Annotated in this window: 14 protein-coding genes; 7 read left to right on the forward strand and 7 right to left on the reverse strand. The window is 58.1% G+C overall.

Annotated features, from left to right (window positions below; translation table 11 throughout):
• Positions 1 to 31: 31 nt before the first annotated feature.
• From infA to aat, 3 genes are all read right to left on the reverse strand, one after another.
• On the reverse strand, positions 32 to 250 hold the full coding sequence (gene infA / locus AB5Y76_RS12085) for a translation initiation factor IF-1 (RefSeq protein ID WP_005300033.1): 219 nt from the start codon (positions 248 to 250) through the stop codon (positions 32 to 34).
• 68 nt (positions 251 to 318) lie between these two features.
• Entirely contained in the window at positions 319 to 1,035 is a 717-nt protein-coding gene (locus AB5Y76_RS12090; RefSeq protein WP_201986836.1) for an arginyltransferase, read from the reverse strand.
• Positions 1,032 to 1,739 (reverse strand): leucyl/phenylalanyl-tRNA--protein transferase, encoded by a 708-nt coding sequence (gene aat, locus AB5Y76_RS12095; RefSeq protein WP_201986838.1) that lies wholly within the window; start codon positions 1,737 to 1,739, stop codon positions 1,032 to 1,034. The genes AB5Y76_RS12090 and aat overlap by 4 nt, the downstream gene beginning before the upstream one ends.
• A gap of 19 nt (positions 1,740 to 1,758) precedes the next feature.
• Here aat and AB5Y76_RS12100 point away from each other — a divergent pair, with 19 nt between their 5' ends.
• Positions 1,759 to 2,229 carry a glycine zipper 2TM domain-containing protein gene (locus AB5Y76_RS12100; protein ID WP_201986841.1) on the forward strand — a complete coding sequence of 157 codons (471 nt, stop codon included), beginning with the start codon at positions 1,759 to 1,761 and terminating at the stop codon, positions 2,227 to 2,229.
• A gap of 108 nt (positions 2,230 to 2,337) precedes the next feature.
• On the opposite strand, the gene AB5Y76_RS12105 is transcribed toward AB5Y76_RS12100, so the two are convergent.
• The 3 genes from AB5Y76_RS12105 to ald all read right to left on the reverse strand — a co-directional run bounded on the left by AB5Y76_RS12105 (position 2,338) and on the right by ald (position 5,899).
• Entirely contained in the window at positions 2,338 to 3,585 is a 1,248-nt protein-coding gene (locus tag AB5Y76_RS12105; protein WP_368177728.1) for a diguanylate cyclase, read from the reverse strand.
• Between the two features lie 62 nt (positions 3,586 to 3,647).
• Positions 3,648 to 4,598, reverse strand: a complete 951-nt coding sequence (gene trxB, locus AB5Y76_RS12110; protein WP_019445530.1) for a thioredoxin-disulfide reductase — start codon at positions 4,596 to 4,598, stop codon at positions 3,648 to 3,650.
• A gap of 185 nt (positions 4,599 to 4,783) precedes the next feature.
• A complete protein-coding gene (gene ald, locus AB5Y76_RS12115; RefSeq protein WP_005337098.1) occupies positions 4,784 to 5,899 on the reverse strand; it encodes an alanine dehydrogenase in 1,116 nt (371 codons plus the stop codon).
• A gap of 150 nt (positions 5,900 to 6,049) precedes the next feature.
• On the opposite strand from ald, the gene lrp reads away from it, so the two are divergent.
• From lrp to serS, 5 genes are all read left to right on the forward strand, one after another.
• Positions 6,050 to 6,541 (forward strand): leucine-responsive transcriptional regulator Lrp, encoded by a 492-nt coding sequence (lrp, locus tag AB5Y76_RS12120; RefSeq protein WP_005300047.1) that lies wholly within the window; start codon positions 6,050 to 6,052, stop codon positions 6,539 to 6,541.
• 202 nt (positions 6,542 to 6,743) lie between these two features.
• Entirely contained in the window at positions 6,744 to 9,260 is a 2,517-nt protein-coding gene (locus AB5Y76_RS12125) for a DNA translocase FtsK (protein ID WP_201986846.1), read from the forward strand.
• An 80-nt stretch (positions 9,261 to 9,340) separates the two neighbouring features.
• Positions 9,341 to 9,949 (forward strand): outer membrane lipoprotein chaperone LolA, encoded by a 609-nt coding sequence (lolA, locus tag AB5Y76_RS12130; protein WP_041236057.1) that lies wholly within the window; start codon positions 9,341 to 9,343, stop codon positions 9,947 to 9,949.
• A 76-nt stretch (positions 9,950 to 10,025) separates the two neighbouring features.
• Positions 10,026 to 11,363, forward strand: coding sequence for a replication-associated recombination protein A (locus AB5Y76_RS12135; protein WP_139444221.1), 1,338 nt, complete (start codon positions 10,026 to 10,028; stop codon positions 11,361 to 11,363).
• A gap of 308 nt (positions 11,364 to 11,671) precedes the next feature.
• Positions 11,672 to 12,967: a serine--tRNA ligase gene (serS, locus tag AB5Y76_RS12140; protein ID WP_201986849.1), complete on the forward strand. Its 1,296-nt coding sequence runs from the start codon at positions 11,672 to 11,674 to the stop codon at positions 12,965 to 12,967.
• 2 nt (positions 12,968 to 12,969) lie between these two features.
• Here the strand turns inward: serS and AB5Y76_RS12145 are convergent, their stop codons facing one another.
• Positions 12,970 to 13,146 (reverse strand): hypothetical protein, encoded by a 177-nt coding sequence (locus AB5Y76_RS12145; protein WP_180343450.1) that lies wholly within the window; start codon positions 13,144 to 13,146, stop codon positions 12,970 to 12,972.
• A gap of 8 nt (positions 13,147 to 13,154) precedes the next feature.
• Here AB5Y76_RS12145 and AB5Y76_RS12150 point away from each other — a divergent pair, with 8 nt between their 5' ends.
• A complete protein-coding gene (locus tag AB5Y76_RS12150; protein WP_005337086.1) occupies positions 13,155 to 13,643 on the forward strand; it encodes a CvpA family protein in 489 nt (162 codons plus the stop codon).
• The last annotated feature ends 3 nt before the right edge of the window (positions 13,644 to 13,646 follow it).

A 13,646-nucleotide genomic window follows, 5' to 3' on the forward strand; every position in this document is an offset into this window, starting at 1 on the left:
AAAGGTTGGGGTTTTTTGCTGAATTCCTGGCTTAGCGAGAGCGGAAAACAATACGTCCCTTGGAGAGATCGTAGGGAGTCAGTGCTACCGTTACTTTGTCTCCAGTCAGGATACGAATGTAGTTTTTGCGCATCTTGCCTGAAATATGAGCGATAACCACGTGACCATTCTCCAGTTCCACACGGAACATGGTATTGGGCAGGGTTTCGAGAATAGTGCCCTGCATCTCAATACTGTCTTCTTTAGCCATTGAATCCTCTTGATAAGCCACAACAAAAAACCGCTGGATCATGCCGGATTTAAGGCTATGTGTAAAGTTTACTCGGGCTTGGTGTCGATATTTTTCCATTCGCCCTGAATTAACAGCTCGTGAGGGAGATAATTGCGCTTGTAATTCATCTTGCGGCACGCCTCCACCAGATAGCCAAGATAGAGCCAGCTTCGCCCTGTTCGCTTGGCCAGATCGAGCTGGCAGAGGATGGCAAAGGTGCCCAGGGAGCGATCGGCATAGTCCGGATCGAAGAAGGTGTACATGGCGCTCAAGGAGTGGGGGAGCAGGTCTGTGGTAGCCACGCCAATAAGACGGCCCTCTTTGCGCATCTCCAGGTAGAGCGGCGGCATCCAGTCACAATGGAGAAAACCACGATACTGGTTGCGGTTGGGCGGGTACATGCTGCCATCGTGGTGGCGCTCACGAATGTAGCGTTCGTAGAGCAGGTAATACTCGGGCTTGTCATCGTAGCTCAGGACGATCTCGATATCTTTGTTGAGCCGGCGGATCCGCTTCTGGCCGCGGCTGGGACGAAAGTGTTCGCTGTGAATACGAAGGGACTGGCAGGCATGGCACGCCGGGCAGTGGGGGCGATAGATGTCGTTGCCACTGCGGCGAAAACCGGCAGTCAACAATCGCTCGTAACCGTTGGCGTTGAGCAGATTGTGATCCATCAGTACCAGCAGTTGCTCCTGCTCATGGTCCAGATAACTGCAGGGATGCTTGGGAGTCAGCCCTACTTTAAGGATCACTTCTTCAGTCATAGGCTGATCTCCCCTTCTTGCCAGCAGGAAGCCAATAGTGGTTGATGGCCAAGGCGTGCCAGCTCGGCCAGAAAACGGGCCCTTGGCCACTCCTCGATACCCAGGGTCGCCAGAAACGGGTTTTGCATCTGGCAATCGATGAGGGCGCCGCGATGGCGTGCGAAGTGGCGACAGAGTGCCACCACGGCAAGTTTGGCGCCGTTGTCAATCCGGCTGAACATGGATTCACCGCAAAACAGTCGGCCGATAGAGAGGCCATACAGTCCCGCTTGCAGCTCTCCCTCCTGCCAGATCTCGATAGAGTGGGCATGACCCAGCCGATGCAACTGCTGGTAGGCCTCGATCATGGGTTGACTGATCCAGGTGCCATCGGCAGTGCGACGAGGGGCGGCGCAGGCGGTAATGACTTCATTAAAGGCGCGATTGACGGAAATATCGAATGAGGTTCGACGGATAATCTTCTGCAGTGTCCGCCCCACATGGAGTTGGTCGGGACGGATCACCCCGCGGGGATCCGGTGACCACCACAGGGTCGGTTGGTGGGGTTCATTCCACGGGAAGATCCCCTTGTGGTAAGCTGCCAGCAATCTGGCCGGGGAGAGATCCCCGCCGATCGCCAGCAAGCCGTTGGGTTCTTCCAGCGCATGGCTGGGGTCGGGAAACCAGCAAAGCTCATCATCCAGTTGGGTAAGATAGCGAGACATAAGGCAACGAGGTTCATAGATGAAGGCCATTATCCTGATAGTATCCAGCTTGCTCTGCTTTGTCACGGCGCCCGCCGGGGCGGAGGTCTACCAGCGCAATACCGCGCGGCCGGTCAATCAGGTGGTGTTTGGTCAGGTCGAAACGGTGCGTAATATTACCCAGCGCCAGATCCTGGAGTCCGAGCACTCTGGCTGGAAGACGCTGGGTGGTGCCGTGTTGGGCGGTCTGCTGGGCAACCAGTTTGGCGGCGGTCATGGCCGTGAAATCGCCACCGCCGTCGGCGCGCTTGCAGGTGCTGCAGCTGCGCAGCAATACCAGTTAGGGGGAACCGTGGTGGAAAACAAGCTGGTGGAGCTGCTGATCCGCAACGAGCAAAATGCCCTTATCAACGTGATCCAGGATTATGATCCCGCCATGGTCTTTACCAACGGGGACAAGGTGCGCATTCTCTACTTCGATGATGGGGTGCGGGTCGACAAGACTTACTGACTTTCGATAGTCATTGTGATGGGGAGACTGTGGCAGGAAAGGAACCCGCAGACTCTCCTGTCGGAAAGTCTGTCGGGCGGTAATACACGGGACTGATGCCCTGAGGATTCAGATAGCTGTCTCTTGAGAGACTATCTTATCGCGACCGGTGTTCTTTGCCTGATAGAGCAGCCGATCCGCTACGCTCAGCGCCTCGTCCATGGATATCCGCCCGACGCTGATCACGCCGTAACTGGCGCGAACAAAGAGCGGGGTTTCCGGTGACAAGGGTTGCTGGTGCAGCTGCTGACGCAGCCCTTCAAGACGCTTGATCAACACAGGGACGGTACAGTGAGGCACCATCATGGCAAACTCCTCTCCGCCAAAGCGGGCGATCATGGCATCGGGGAAGAACTGGGTCAGTAGCCGGGTCAGATGGCAGAGCAGTTGATCGCCGATGGCATGGCCCCAGTGATCGTTGACCTGCTTGAAGTGATCCACATCGAGCACACAGAGTGCAAGAGGCGTCTGCAGGCGCTGATGCTCTTCAAACCATTTTTGCCCTTCGTTGAACCAGTAGCGCCGGTTGTAGAGACCGGTCAGGTAATCACGATTGGCTGACTCCTGAATGCTGTTGAACTGCTCGAGGGCCTCCAGATTGTGGCTGACCCGACACTGCAGCTCTTCCGGCTCGAACGGCTGGTTGAGAAAGTCGTTGGCGCCTTGCTTCAGGTAGCGAGCAGAGAGACCGCGCTTGTCCGAGACCGAGATCCCGATAATCGCGAGTTGCTGCTTGCTGTAACGCTCTCTCAGCATCCGCACCAGACTGATGCCATCGATATCCGGCATATAGTAGTCGACCAGTGCCAGCCGGATGTCCGGGTGTTGCTCCAGCATCGCCATCGCTTCACGGGCATGACTGGCCTCATGCACCTGCAACAACTGCTTGCGCAACTGGGCCATGGTGCGGTGACGGGAGGTGCGTGAGTCGTCGACCACCAGCACTTCGATCGACTGGTTGAGATAGAGGCGGTGCACCAGACTGACGGCATATTGCAGCGAGTGGCGCGAATCCTTCATCACATAGTCCAGCACGCCGGTTTCCAGCCAGGCGGCACGTTTATCCTCGCTGATGTCGGCAGTGAGGATCACCACCGGCAAACCTCGAGCCAGCAGCTCGTTGACCGCTTCGCCACGGGGCGCATCCGGCAAGGTCAGGTCCACCAGCGCGACCACATACTCCTCGCCCCGGCAGTGACGGGCACCTTCGAGGGTATCGAAGGCGTCAATCTCGAGGCCAGTTTGCTGGGCAATGGCCTGAGTCAGCATACGGCGGATGGTCAGGCTATCTTCGACAATCAATATCTTCTGTTTCATTAGACTCCTTTAAATAAAAAAGGCATACCGACTGGTATGCCTTATATCACAACTGCGCTTATTTATTGCGCGTCAAGGTAGCGTTCGGCATCGAGGGCTGCCATGCAGCCGGTACCGGCAGAGGTGATCGCCTGACGGTAGTTGTGGTCGGCCACATCGCCGGCAGCGAAGACACCTTCAATGCTGGTCTGGGTGGCAAAACCGTCGAGGCCGCCACGTACCTTCAGATAGCCGTTTTGCATCTCCAGCTGGCCATCGAAGATCTGGGTATTGGGCTGATGGCCGATGGCGATGAAGACGCCCATCAGCGGCAGCTCGCTGGTGCTGTTGTCCTGAGTGTTGCGCAGGCGCACACCGGTGACCCCCATCTGATCGCCCAGCACTTCGTCCAGGGTCTGGTGGGTGTGCAGCACGATGTTGCCGCTCGCAACCTTGTCGTGCAGACGCTTGATCAGGATCTTCTCGGCACGGAACTCGTCGCGGCGGTGGATCAGGTGCACCTTCTTGGCGATGTTGGCCAGATACAAGGCTTCTTCAACTGCGGTGTTGCCGCCGCCGATCACCGCCACTTCCTGATTGCGGTAGAAGAAACCGTCACAGGTAGCACAGGCGGAGACGCCGCGACCTTTGAAGGCCTCTTCGGAGGGCAGACCCAGATACTTGGCGGAGGCACCGGTCGCGATGATCAGGGCATCGCAGGTGTATTCGCCGTTGTCCCCTTTGAGGCGGAACGGGCGCTGAGTCAGTTCGACACTGTTGATGTGATCAAACAGGATGCGGGTATCGAACTTCTCCGCATGCTCTTTCATGCGTTCCATCAGGGCCGGGCCGGTCAGCCCTTCCGGATCACCTGGCCAGTTTTCCACTTCGGTGGTGGTGGTCAGCTGACCCCCTTGCTGCATGCCGGTGATGAGCAGGGGATTGAGGTTGGCGCGGGCGGCGTAGACGGCCGCGGTGTAACCGGCCGGGCCTGACCCTAAGATCAGCAATTTGCTGTGAGTGACTTGGCTCATGATGTCATTTCCGGGATGTGATGAGTTTGCGCGATTGTAGGTAATTCGTGATCCGGGGTCAAAGGCTGGTGAGTCGATTGCACTAATCGTGTTCACAAGGGGTGACATGCAAAATAAAGGAATAAAAAAACCGCCCATCGCGGGCGGATTTTCACTCATCTCCAACTGGCGCAGGCCAGCGCAGATCAGTTCAGCAGGGTCAGGGGATCCGTGTAGGCAAGGCCATGTGCCACGGCCACTTCCTTGCAGGTGAGCTTGCCCTCCATCACGTTGAGCCCGTGCAGCAGGTTGGGATCGCTCAGCAGTGCCTGACGATACCCTTGCTGGGCCAGCTTGATAATAAAGGGGAGGGTGGCATTGTTGAGCGCCACGGTCGAGGTGCGGGCCACCGCCCCCGGCATGTTGGCGACACAGTAGTGCACCACCTCATCGACAATATAGGTCGGATCCTGGTGGGTGGTGGCGTGGGAGGTTTCCACACAGCCGCCCTGATCGATGGCCACATCGACGATGGCAGAACCCGGCTTCATGCGTGCAATGTGGTCACGGCGGACAAGTTTTGGCGCAGTGGCACCCGGCACCAGCACGCCGCCGATGACCAGATCGGCCGCCAGCAGATGGCGCTCCAGCGTCTCGCTGTTGGAGTAGACCACCTTGGCTGCTCCCTGGAACTCGTTATCGAGACGACGCAGGGTATCGACGTTGTTGTCGAGGATGGTCACATCCGCGCGCAGGCCAATGGCCATGCGGGCTGCATTGGAGCCGACCACGCCGCCACCAATGATCACCACCTTGGCCGGTTCGACACCGGGTACGCCGCCAAGCAGCACACCGCTCCCACCACGCGATTTTTCCAGCGCCTGGGCTCCCGCCTGAATAGACATGCGTCCGGCCACTTCCGACATGGGGGCCAGCAGGGGCAGGCCGCCACGGCCGTCGGTGACGGTTTCATAGGCGATACATATGGCACCGCTTTTCAGCAGGGCTTCGGTCTGGGGCAAGTCTGGCGCCAGATGCAGATAGGTGAACAGGGTTTGACCCGGACGCAGCATGGCACATTCGACAGGCTGAGGTTCCTTGACCTTGACGATCATCTCGGCTTTGGCGAAAACCTCTGCTGCAGAGGCCAAAATTTCGGCTCCAACAGCGATATAATCTGCATCGCTAAAGCCAATGCCGTTTCCAGCACCGCTTTGGACGAAAACAGTATGGTTTCGTGCTGTCAGTTCACGTACACTGGCCGGAACCATGCCTACGCGGTATTCATGGTTTTTTATCTCTTTAGGTACACCGATAATCATGCTATCCCTCGTCTATAGATTGGTGTTTCATGTTGCCAAAATGTTAACCAACATTTGCGCCTAGTATATTCAGGTATTGACAGGATTTGTGACCATAATTATAAAATGACTGGTGATTCTTACCAAAAAATAGCCAAAGGATGGAATAAAATGATGGAAGCTAAGAGTCGGCTAAAGGATTTGGACAGGATTGACCGCAACATTCTTAATGAACTGCAAAAGGATGGCAGGATTTCGAATGTTGAGTTGTCCAAGCGAGTTGGCCTGAGTCCTACACCGTGTCTGGAACGGGTTCGTCGCCTCGAGCGACAAGGTTATATCGAAGGATATGCCGCTATTCTGAACCCTCATTATCTGGACGCATCTCTGCTGGTGTTTGTAGAGATAACCCTCAATCGCGGGGCGCCTGATGTGTTTGAACAGTTCAACAAGGCTGTTCAGGTGCTCGAAGAGATCCAGGAGTGTCATCTGGTTTCCGGTGACTTCGACTATCTGCTCAAGACCCGAGTCAGCGACATGTCGGCTTACCGCCGTCTGTTGGGGGAAACCCTGCTGCGTCTGCCCGGTGTCAATGACACCCGCACCTACGTGGTGATGGAAGAGGTCAAGCAGAGCAGTCGTCTGGTGATCAGCACCCGATAAAGCAGGTTATGCCGTGGTATCTTTTCCATATGAGACACCATGACAGTCAGAAACGAGCGGCCGGTCCGCTCGTTTCTTCTTGTAAAGATAATTGCAAATATGGCCCCGTCCCATCAGGCTCTGGCTGACAATCGATGGGCTTTTCGGGGATACTAGGCCCCCTTATTTCCTGCATTACATGTTTTCAGAAAGGAGCCGGAGTTTGGCCGATAAAAAGCTGTTTACTCCTTTATCAGGTACACAACGGATCTTCGAAGCCGTCTTGATCGCCATCACCCTGATGGCTGCTTATCTTCTGCTTGCCCTGTTGTCCTATCATCCCGCTGATCCCGGCTGGTCCCAGACCTCCTGGCAAGGGGAGGTGAAGAACCTCGCCGGTAGTGCCGGTGCCTGGCTCGCCGACATCACCATGTTTACCTTTGGTGCCTTCTCCTATCTGGTGCCGCCGCTGGTGGTACTGCTGGGCTGGAGTCTGTTCTGGCGTCCGAGCCGTCTGCTCGATGTGGATTACCTCACCCTGGGGGTGCGGATCATCGGCTTTATCCTGACTGTGCTCGGCATGTCGGCCATTGCCAGTATGAACTTCAACGATATGCAAAACTTCTCCGCCGGTGGTCTGGTGGGGGATGTAATAGCCTCCGCAGTGGTGCCGCTGTTTGGCGGCGTCGGGGCCAACCTGATGCTGCTCTGCTTCGTGGCAACCGGCATCACCCTGTTTACCGGCTGGTCCTGGCTCACTATTGTCGAGCAGATCGGTGCGGCCTGTACCGGTTCGGTCAGCGCTGTTTACCACTTCCCGACCACCCTCGGCCGCTGGCTGACCGGTGGCTGGCGTCAACCCCGCAACGAGGGGCCGGATCCCTTGCTGGAAGGCGGGGTAGGGGCCATCGCGTTTGATGACGAGGAAGATGAGCCGCACACCAGCTGGACGCGCAAGCCCAAGGCCAAGAACCAGAAGGCTGCCTCCGAAGAGTGGCTGCCGGAACTCGACGACGATACCTTCGAGTTCGATCCCCAGTTTGATGATGAAGATGATGAGCCGGTTCCGGCTGCCAAGCCGAAACGTGCGGTGGCGGCCGCCAATGGTCGCCGTCAGCCGGTACTGGCTGTGGCCGATGACGATAATGAGGACGATCTGGATCTGCCGTGGGCCGAAGGGGACGACGAGGTTGCCGCGCCGGTAGCCGTCGCACCGACCAAGCCCAAGCGTCGTCCGCAGTCAACAATGCCGCCGTTGCCGAGTATCGAGCTGCTCGACCGTCCACCGGCCAAGACCCAGATGATGAGCAAGGATGAGCTGGATCGCATGGGGCGTCTGGTGGAGGCCAAGCTTGCCGACTACAACGTGCAGGCCAAGGTGGTGGGTGTCTATCCGGGCCCGGTTATTACCCGTTTCGAGCTGGATCTGGCGCCGGGTATGAAGGCGAGCAAGATCACCAACCTCTCGCGCGATCTGGCCCGCTCCCTCTCTGCCAGCAGCGTGCGGGTGGTGGAAGTGATCCCGGGTAAAACCTATGTCGGTATCGAGCTGCCCAACCGGGTGCGCCAGACCGTTTACCTGCGCGAAACCCTTGACTGCGATGCCTTCCGCGATAGCCGCAACCCGCTCACCATGGGCCTGGGTCAGGACATCGCCGGAGAGCCGGTGGTGGTGAACCTGGCCAAGATGCCACACCTGCTGGTGGCCGGTACCACAGGTTCCGGTAAGTCGGTGGGGGTCAACACCATGATCATCTCGATGCTCTACAAGTCATCCCCCGATGATCTGCGCTTTATCATGATCGACCCCAAGATGCTGGAACTCTCGGTCTACGAAGGGATCCCGCATCTGCTGACCGAGGTGGTGACCGACATGAAGGACGCCGCCAACGCCCTGCGCTGGTGTGTGGGCGAGATGGAACGCCGTTACAAGCTGATGTCGGCAGTCGGGGTGCGCAACCTCAAGGGCTACAACGACAAGGTGCTGGCCGCCATCGAGGAGGGGGAACCCCTGCTGGATCCGTTGTGGCGCCCGGGTGACTCCATGGACCAGATGCCGCCGGAGCTGGAGAAGCTGCCCCACATCGTGGTGGTGGTGGACGAGTTTGCCGACATGATGATGATCGTCGGCAAGAAGGTGGAAGAGCTGATCGCCCGTATCGCCCAGAAGGCGCGGGCCGCCGGTATTCACCTCATTCTGGCGACCCAGCGTCCGTCGGTGGATGTCATTACCGGTCTTATCAAGGCCAACATCCCGACCCGGATCTCATTCCAGGTGTCGAGCAAGATCGACTCGCGCACCATCATTGATCAGGGCGGCGCCGAATCTCTGCTCGGTATGGGCGACATGCTCTACATGCCGGCCGGTACCTCCAACCCGACCCGGGTACACGGTGCCTTTGTCGATGACCACGAAGTGCACAAGGTGGTGGCGGACTGGAAACTGCGCGGCGAGCCGAACTACATCGAGGAGATCCTCTCCGGTGAGCCGGGTGGCGAAGGTGGCAGCGGCGAATATGGCGGTGGTGGCGATGAAGAGCTCGACCCCCTGTTCGACGAAGCGGTCGCTTTTGTGGTGGAGTCCCGCCGTGGCTCGACCTCCAGTGTCCAGCGCAAGTTCAAGATTGGTTACAACCGGGCAGCCCGTCTCATCGAGCAGATGGAGAATCAGGGCATCGTCAGCTCACCGGGTGGCAATGGTCAGCGCGACGTGCTGGCACCGCCGCCGGTGCGGGACTAAGCCTCACCGTTTCTTACTATCCCTGGCCATGCCCTCCGTGGGCGTGGCCTTTTATCGAGAGCGTCTTTATGAAGAGCGTGATGAAAAAACAACTGTTGATGGGTACCGTGCTGCTGATGGCCAGCAGCCAGGTGTGGGCCGATGCGGCCAGCGATCTCAAACAGAAGCTGGCGGGAGTGAGCCTCTTCTCCGCCAAATTTGCCCAGACCGTCTATGACAGCAAGGGCAAGGAGCTGCAAAAGGCCAGCGGCGATCTGCTGGTGCAGCGGCCAAACCGTTTCAACTGGCACACCACCTCGCCGGACGAGAGCCTGATCGTGGCCGATGGTCAGGATGTCTGGGTCTATGATCCCTTCGTCGAGCAGGTGACCGCCCTCAAGCTGAAAGATGCGGTGCTCAACACCCCCTTTATTCTGATCGCTGGCAATGACGACAAGTTCTGGAAGAACTATGACGTGACTCAGGAGGGGGATGTCTACACCGTCACCAGCCGCAACAAGGATGAGCTGATCGCCTCCTTCCGTGTCACCTTCGACAGACAAGACAACATCAGTCGTTTCGATGTGAAAGAGGCGCAAGGGCAGTGGAGTGAATTCACCCTGAGCAGCTTCAACCGCAAGCCGGTGCTCAAGGGCAACGAATTTGTTTTCAAGATCCCGAAGGGGGTCGAGCTGGACGACCAGCGCTAATGAGCAAGCGGTCGTTGGATTGCTCGCCACTGCGCCAGTCAAAGGTGAGTGGCGTGACGTTGGGTGGTCAATACAGATGAGTAACTTGTCGCTGGATTTTTCATCGGACTTTCGTCCGCTGGCGGCCCGGATGCGGCCGCAAAACCTCGACCAGTATATCGGTCAGCAACATATCCTGGGGGCTGACAAGCCCCTGCGCAAAGCCATTCTGGCGGGTCACTGCCACTCGATGATCCTGTGGGGGCCGCCCGGTACCGGCAAGACTACGCTGGCGGAGCTGATGGCTCACTACTGCCAAGCGGAAGTGGAGCGACTCTCTGCGGTCACCTCCGGTATCAAGGAGATCCGCGCCGCTATCGACAAGGCGAAGGAGAACAGCTGGCGCGGGGTGCGTACCATCCTGTTTGTGGATGAGGTGCACCGCTTCAACAAGAGCCAGCAGGATGTGTTCCTGCCTCACATCGAAGATGGCACCATCACCTTTATCGGTGCCACCACCGAAAACCCCTCGTTCGAACTCAACAACGCACTGCTCTCACGAGCCCGGGTCTATCTGCTCAAGCGACTGGAGGAGAGCGATATTCTCGCCATGCTCGATCAGGCGATGACCGATCCCCGTGGTCTTAATGATCCGGCACTCACCTTTGCCCCCGGCGTCAAAGAGGCGTTGGCTAAGGCAGTTGATGGGGACGGGCGAAAATCCCTCAACTATCTGGAGCTGTTGGCCGACATGGCCGAAACCGACAGCGCAGGGGCGCGGGTGATCGACAGCTCCCTGCTCGCCGCCGTGGTAGGGGAGCACGTGGCCCGCTTCGACAAGGGGGGCGATCACTTCTACGACCTCATCTCGGCGGTGCACAAATCCATTCGCGGCTCGGCGCCGGATGCGGCGCTCTATTGGTACGCCCGCATGGTGAGCGCTGGTTGCGATCCCCTCTATATTGCCCGCCGCTTGCTGGCGATTGCCTCGGAAGATGTGGGCAATGCCGATCCGCGCGCCATGCAGGTCGCCCTGTCGGCCTGGGATTGTTTCCATCGGATCGGGCCGGCGGAAGGGGAGCGGGCCATCGCCCAGGCGATCGTCTATCTCGCCTGTGCCCCGAAAAGCAATGCGGTCTATACCGCCTGGAAGGCGGCGCTTCATGATGCCAAAAACCTCCCTGACTTCGAGGTGCCGGTACACCTGCGCAATGCGCCGACCAAACTGATGAGCGATCTGGGCTATGGCGCCGAGTATCGCTACGCCCATGACGAGCCGGGCGCCTATGCTGCGGGCGAGCAGTATTTCCCGCCCGAGCTGGCGGGCAAGCAGTACTACCAGCCCACCGATCGCGGCCTTGAAAAGCAGATTGGCCAGAAGCTCGATTACCTCCATGAACTGGACAGGCAAAGTCCGCAGCAACGGGGCAAATAGCCCCTTTGTTACCTCGCATGGCTGAAAATTGGTCAGGCGTTTGAATATGCAGGACGGTTTGCGTGCCAAAGTCGGTAAAAACGACACAAATAGTCCCTGTTCGGGCGGGGGGGCGGTCTGCTACACTGCCCGTCTGACCCCGCTTGTCTTGGCCTTGCGCCATCTTCTTGATCTCGAAGGCCTGTGATAGTTAAGGCCCGATTCTGAAGACGATTGGGGTGCGCCAACCGATGTTAACTTCCGGATCTGTTTCCCAGCCCGTCATGACGACTCAGGCCCAGATCCCATTTTAAAAAAGTAGGTAAACCATGCTGGATCCCAAATATCTGCGCAGCGATATCGAAGAGGCTGCCGCTCGTCTGGCGACACGTGGCTACGTTCTGGACGTAGCGGCTGTCAACGCTCTGGAAGAGAAACGCAAGGATCTGCAGTCCCGTACCCAGGAGCTGCAGGCCGAGCGCAACGCCCGCTCCAAATCCATCGGTGAAGCTGCCCGTCGTGGTGAAGATGTTGCCCCGCTCAAGGCCATCGTTTCCAAGATCAACGACGAACTGGAAACCAGCAAGGTCGAGCTGGATGCCCTGCTGGCCCAGCTGAAAGCCATTGCCGACGCCATCCCCAACCTGCCGAGCGAGACCACTCCGGTGGGCCGTGACGAGAACGACAACGTGGAAGTGCGCCGTTGGGGGACCCCGCGCGAGTTCAGCTTCCCGGTACGCGATCACATCGATCTGGGCGAAGCGGCCAAGGGCGTTGACTTCAAAAACGGCGTCAAACTCTCCGGTACCCGTTTTGTGGTGATGAAGGGTCAGATTGCCCGTCTGCACCGTGCCCTGGCTCAGTTCATGCTGGATCTGCACACCCAGCAGCATGGTTACATCGAGTGCTACGTGCCCTATCTGGTGAACCCGGACAGCCTCTATGGCACCGGCCAGTTGCCGAAATTTGCCCAGGACCTGTTCAATACCGGTATCGAAGGTGAAGGGGAAGAAGAGGGCAAGGTACGCAAGTTCTCTCTGATCCCGACCTCCGAAGTGCCGCTCACCAACATGGCCCGTGACGAGATCTTTGACGCCCAAGAGCTGCCGATCAAGATGACCGCCCACAGCCCCTGCTTCCGCTCCGAAGCCGGTTCCTACGGTCGTGATACCCGTGGCCTCATCCGTATGCACCAGTTCGACAAAGTCGAAATGGTTCAGCTGGTTCACCCGGAGAAATCCTGGGATGCGCTGGAGGAGATGGTGGGTCACGCCGAGAAGGTGCTGCAACTGCTGGAGCTGCCGTATCGCGTGATGGCGCTCTCTACCGGTGACATGGGCTTCTGCGCTTCCAAAACCTACGATCTGGAAGTGTGGCTGCCGGCCCAGAACACTTACCGCGAGATCTCCTCCGTCTCCAACTGCACCGACTTCCAGGCGCGCCGCATGCAGGCTCGCGTGCGCATCGACGGCAAGCCGCAGCTGCTGCACACCCTGAACGGCTCCGGTCTGGCTGTGGGTCGTACTCTGGTTGCCGTGATGGAGAACTACCAGCAGGAAGATGGCCGCATCGCCATCCCGGCTGCGCTGCAATCCTACATGGGTGGCCTGACCCACATCGGGTAAGTTCACGCCGCAGACCACAACGCCATGGCATTGCCATGGCGTTGTGCATTCTGGCGCCGATCAACCGTTTTAGTGCTGAAAAAATGCGGCTTTTCGGCGTCGCGTTGAACAGTTAACACATTTTTATCAAGCAATGCGCAATCGTTTTTGTTAGACTGCGCCGCAATTTCGCAGGACATCTTTTTCTATGGTCTGGATTGATTACGCCATCATCGGCATCGTCGGTTTCTCTGCTCTCATCAGCCTGGTGCGCGGCTTCGTCAAGGAGGCCATGTCTCTTGTCACCTGGTTCGTCGCCTTCTTTATTGCCAGCCATTTCTATCCCGATCTCGCCGTCTATTTCACCTCCTTCTCCGACGCGCTGGTTCGCAACGGCCTGGCCATCGCGGCGCTGTTTGTGGCGACCCTGATCCTCGGCAGCGTGGTCAACTATGTGGTGGGCCTGTTGGTGGACAAGACGGGTCTCTCCGGTACCGATCGGGTGCTGGGGGTCTGTTTCGGTGCAATTCGCGGGGTGCTGATCGTCAGTGCCCTGCTTTTTTTCATGGATACCTTCACCAGCCTCTCCCAGAGCGACTGGTGGGTGGCGTCCAAGCTGGTGCCGGAGTTCAAGCCGGTGATCCAGTGGTTTTTCGGGTTCATGTTGAACTCATCCAGTTTTCTTAAACAGGTATAGTGA

This window comes from Aeromonas sp. R1-2 (assembly GCF_040908505.1).
Lineage (GTDB): Bacteria > Pseudomonadota > Gammaproteobacteria > Enterobacterales > Aeromonadaceae > Aeromonas > Aeromonas veronii.

Excerpts from the sequence above, each read along its gene's own strand:
- AB5Y76_RS12105 (WP_368177728.1), bottom strand. The coding sequence starts at position 3,585 with ATGAAACAGAAGATATTGATTGTCGAAGATAGCCTGACCATCCGCCGT.
- trxB (WP_019445530.1), bottom strand. The coding sequence starts at position 4,598 with ATGAGCCAAGTCACTCACAGCAAATTGCTGATCTTAGGGTCAGGCCCG.
- AB5Y76_RS12145 (WP_180343450.1), bottom strand. The coding sequence starts at position 13,146 with ATGTCCTGCGAAATTGCGGCGCAGTCTAACAAAAACGATTGCGCATTG.
- AB5Y76_RS12135 (WP_139444221.1), top strand. The coding sequence starts at position 10,026 with ATGAGTAACTTGTCGCTGGATTTTTCATCGGACTTTCGTCCGCTGGCG.
- AB5Y76_RS12150 (WP_005337086.1), top strand. The coding sequence starts at position 13,155 with ATGGTCTGGATTGATTACGCCATCATCGGCATCGTCGGTTTCTCTGCT.
- infA (WP_005300033.1), bottom strand. The coding sequence starts at position 250 with ATGGCTAAAGAAGACAGTATTGAGATGCAGGGCACTATTCTCGAAACC.
- AB5Y76_RS12090 (WP_201986836.1), bottom strand. The coding sequence starts at position 1,035 with ATGACTGAAGAAGTGATCCTTAAAGTAGGGCTGACTCCCAAGCATCCC.
- lolA (WP_041236057.1), top strand. The coding sequence starts at position 9,341 with ATGAAAAAACAACTGTTGATGGGTACCGTGCTGCTGATGGCCAGCAGC.
- AB5Y76_RS12100 (WP_201986841.1), top strand. The coding sequence starts at position 1,759 with ATGAAGGCCATTATCCTGATAGTATCCAGCTTGCTCTGCTTTGTCACG.
- serS (WP_201986849.1), top strand. The coding sequence starts at position 11,672 with ATGCTGGATCCCAAATATCTGCGCAGCGATATCGAAGAGGCTGCCGCT.
- ald (WP_005337098.1), bottom strand. The coding sequence starts at position 5,899 with ATGATTATCGGTGTACCTAAAGAGATAAAAAACCATGAATACCGCGTA.
- aat (WP_201986838.1), bottom strand. The coding sequence starts at position 1,739 with ATGTCTCGCTATCTTACCCAACTGGATGATGAGCTTTGCTGGTTTCCC.
- lrp (WP_005300047.1), top strand. The coding sequence starts at position 6,050 with ATGATGGAAGCTAAGAGTCGGCTAAAGGATTTGGACAGGATTGACCGC.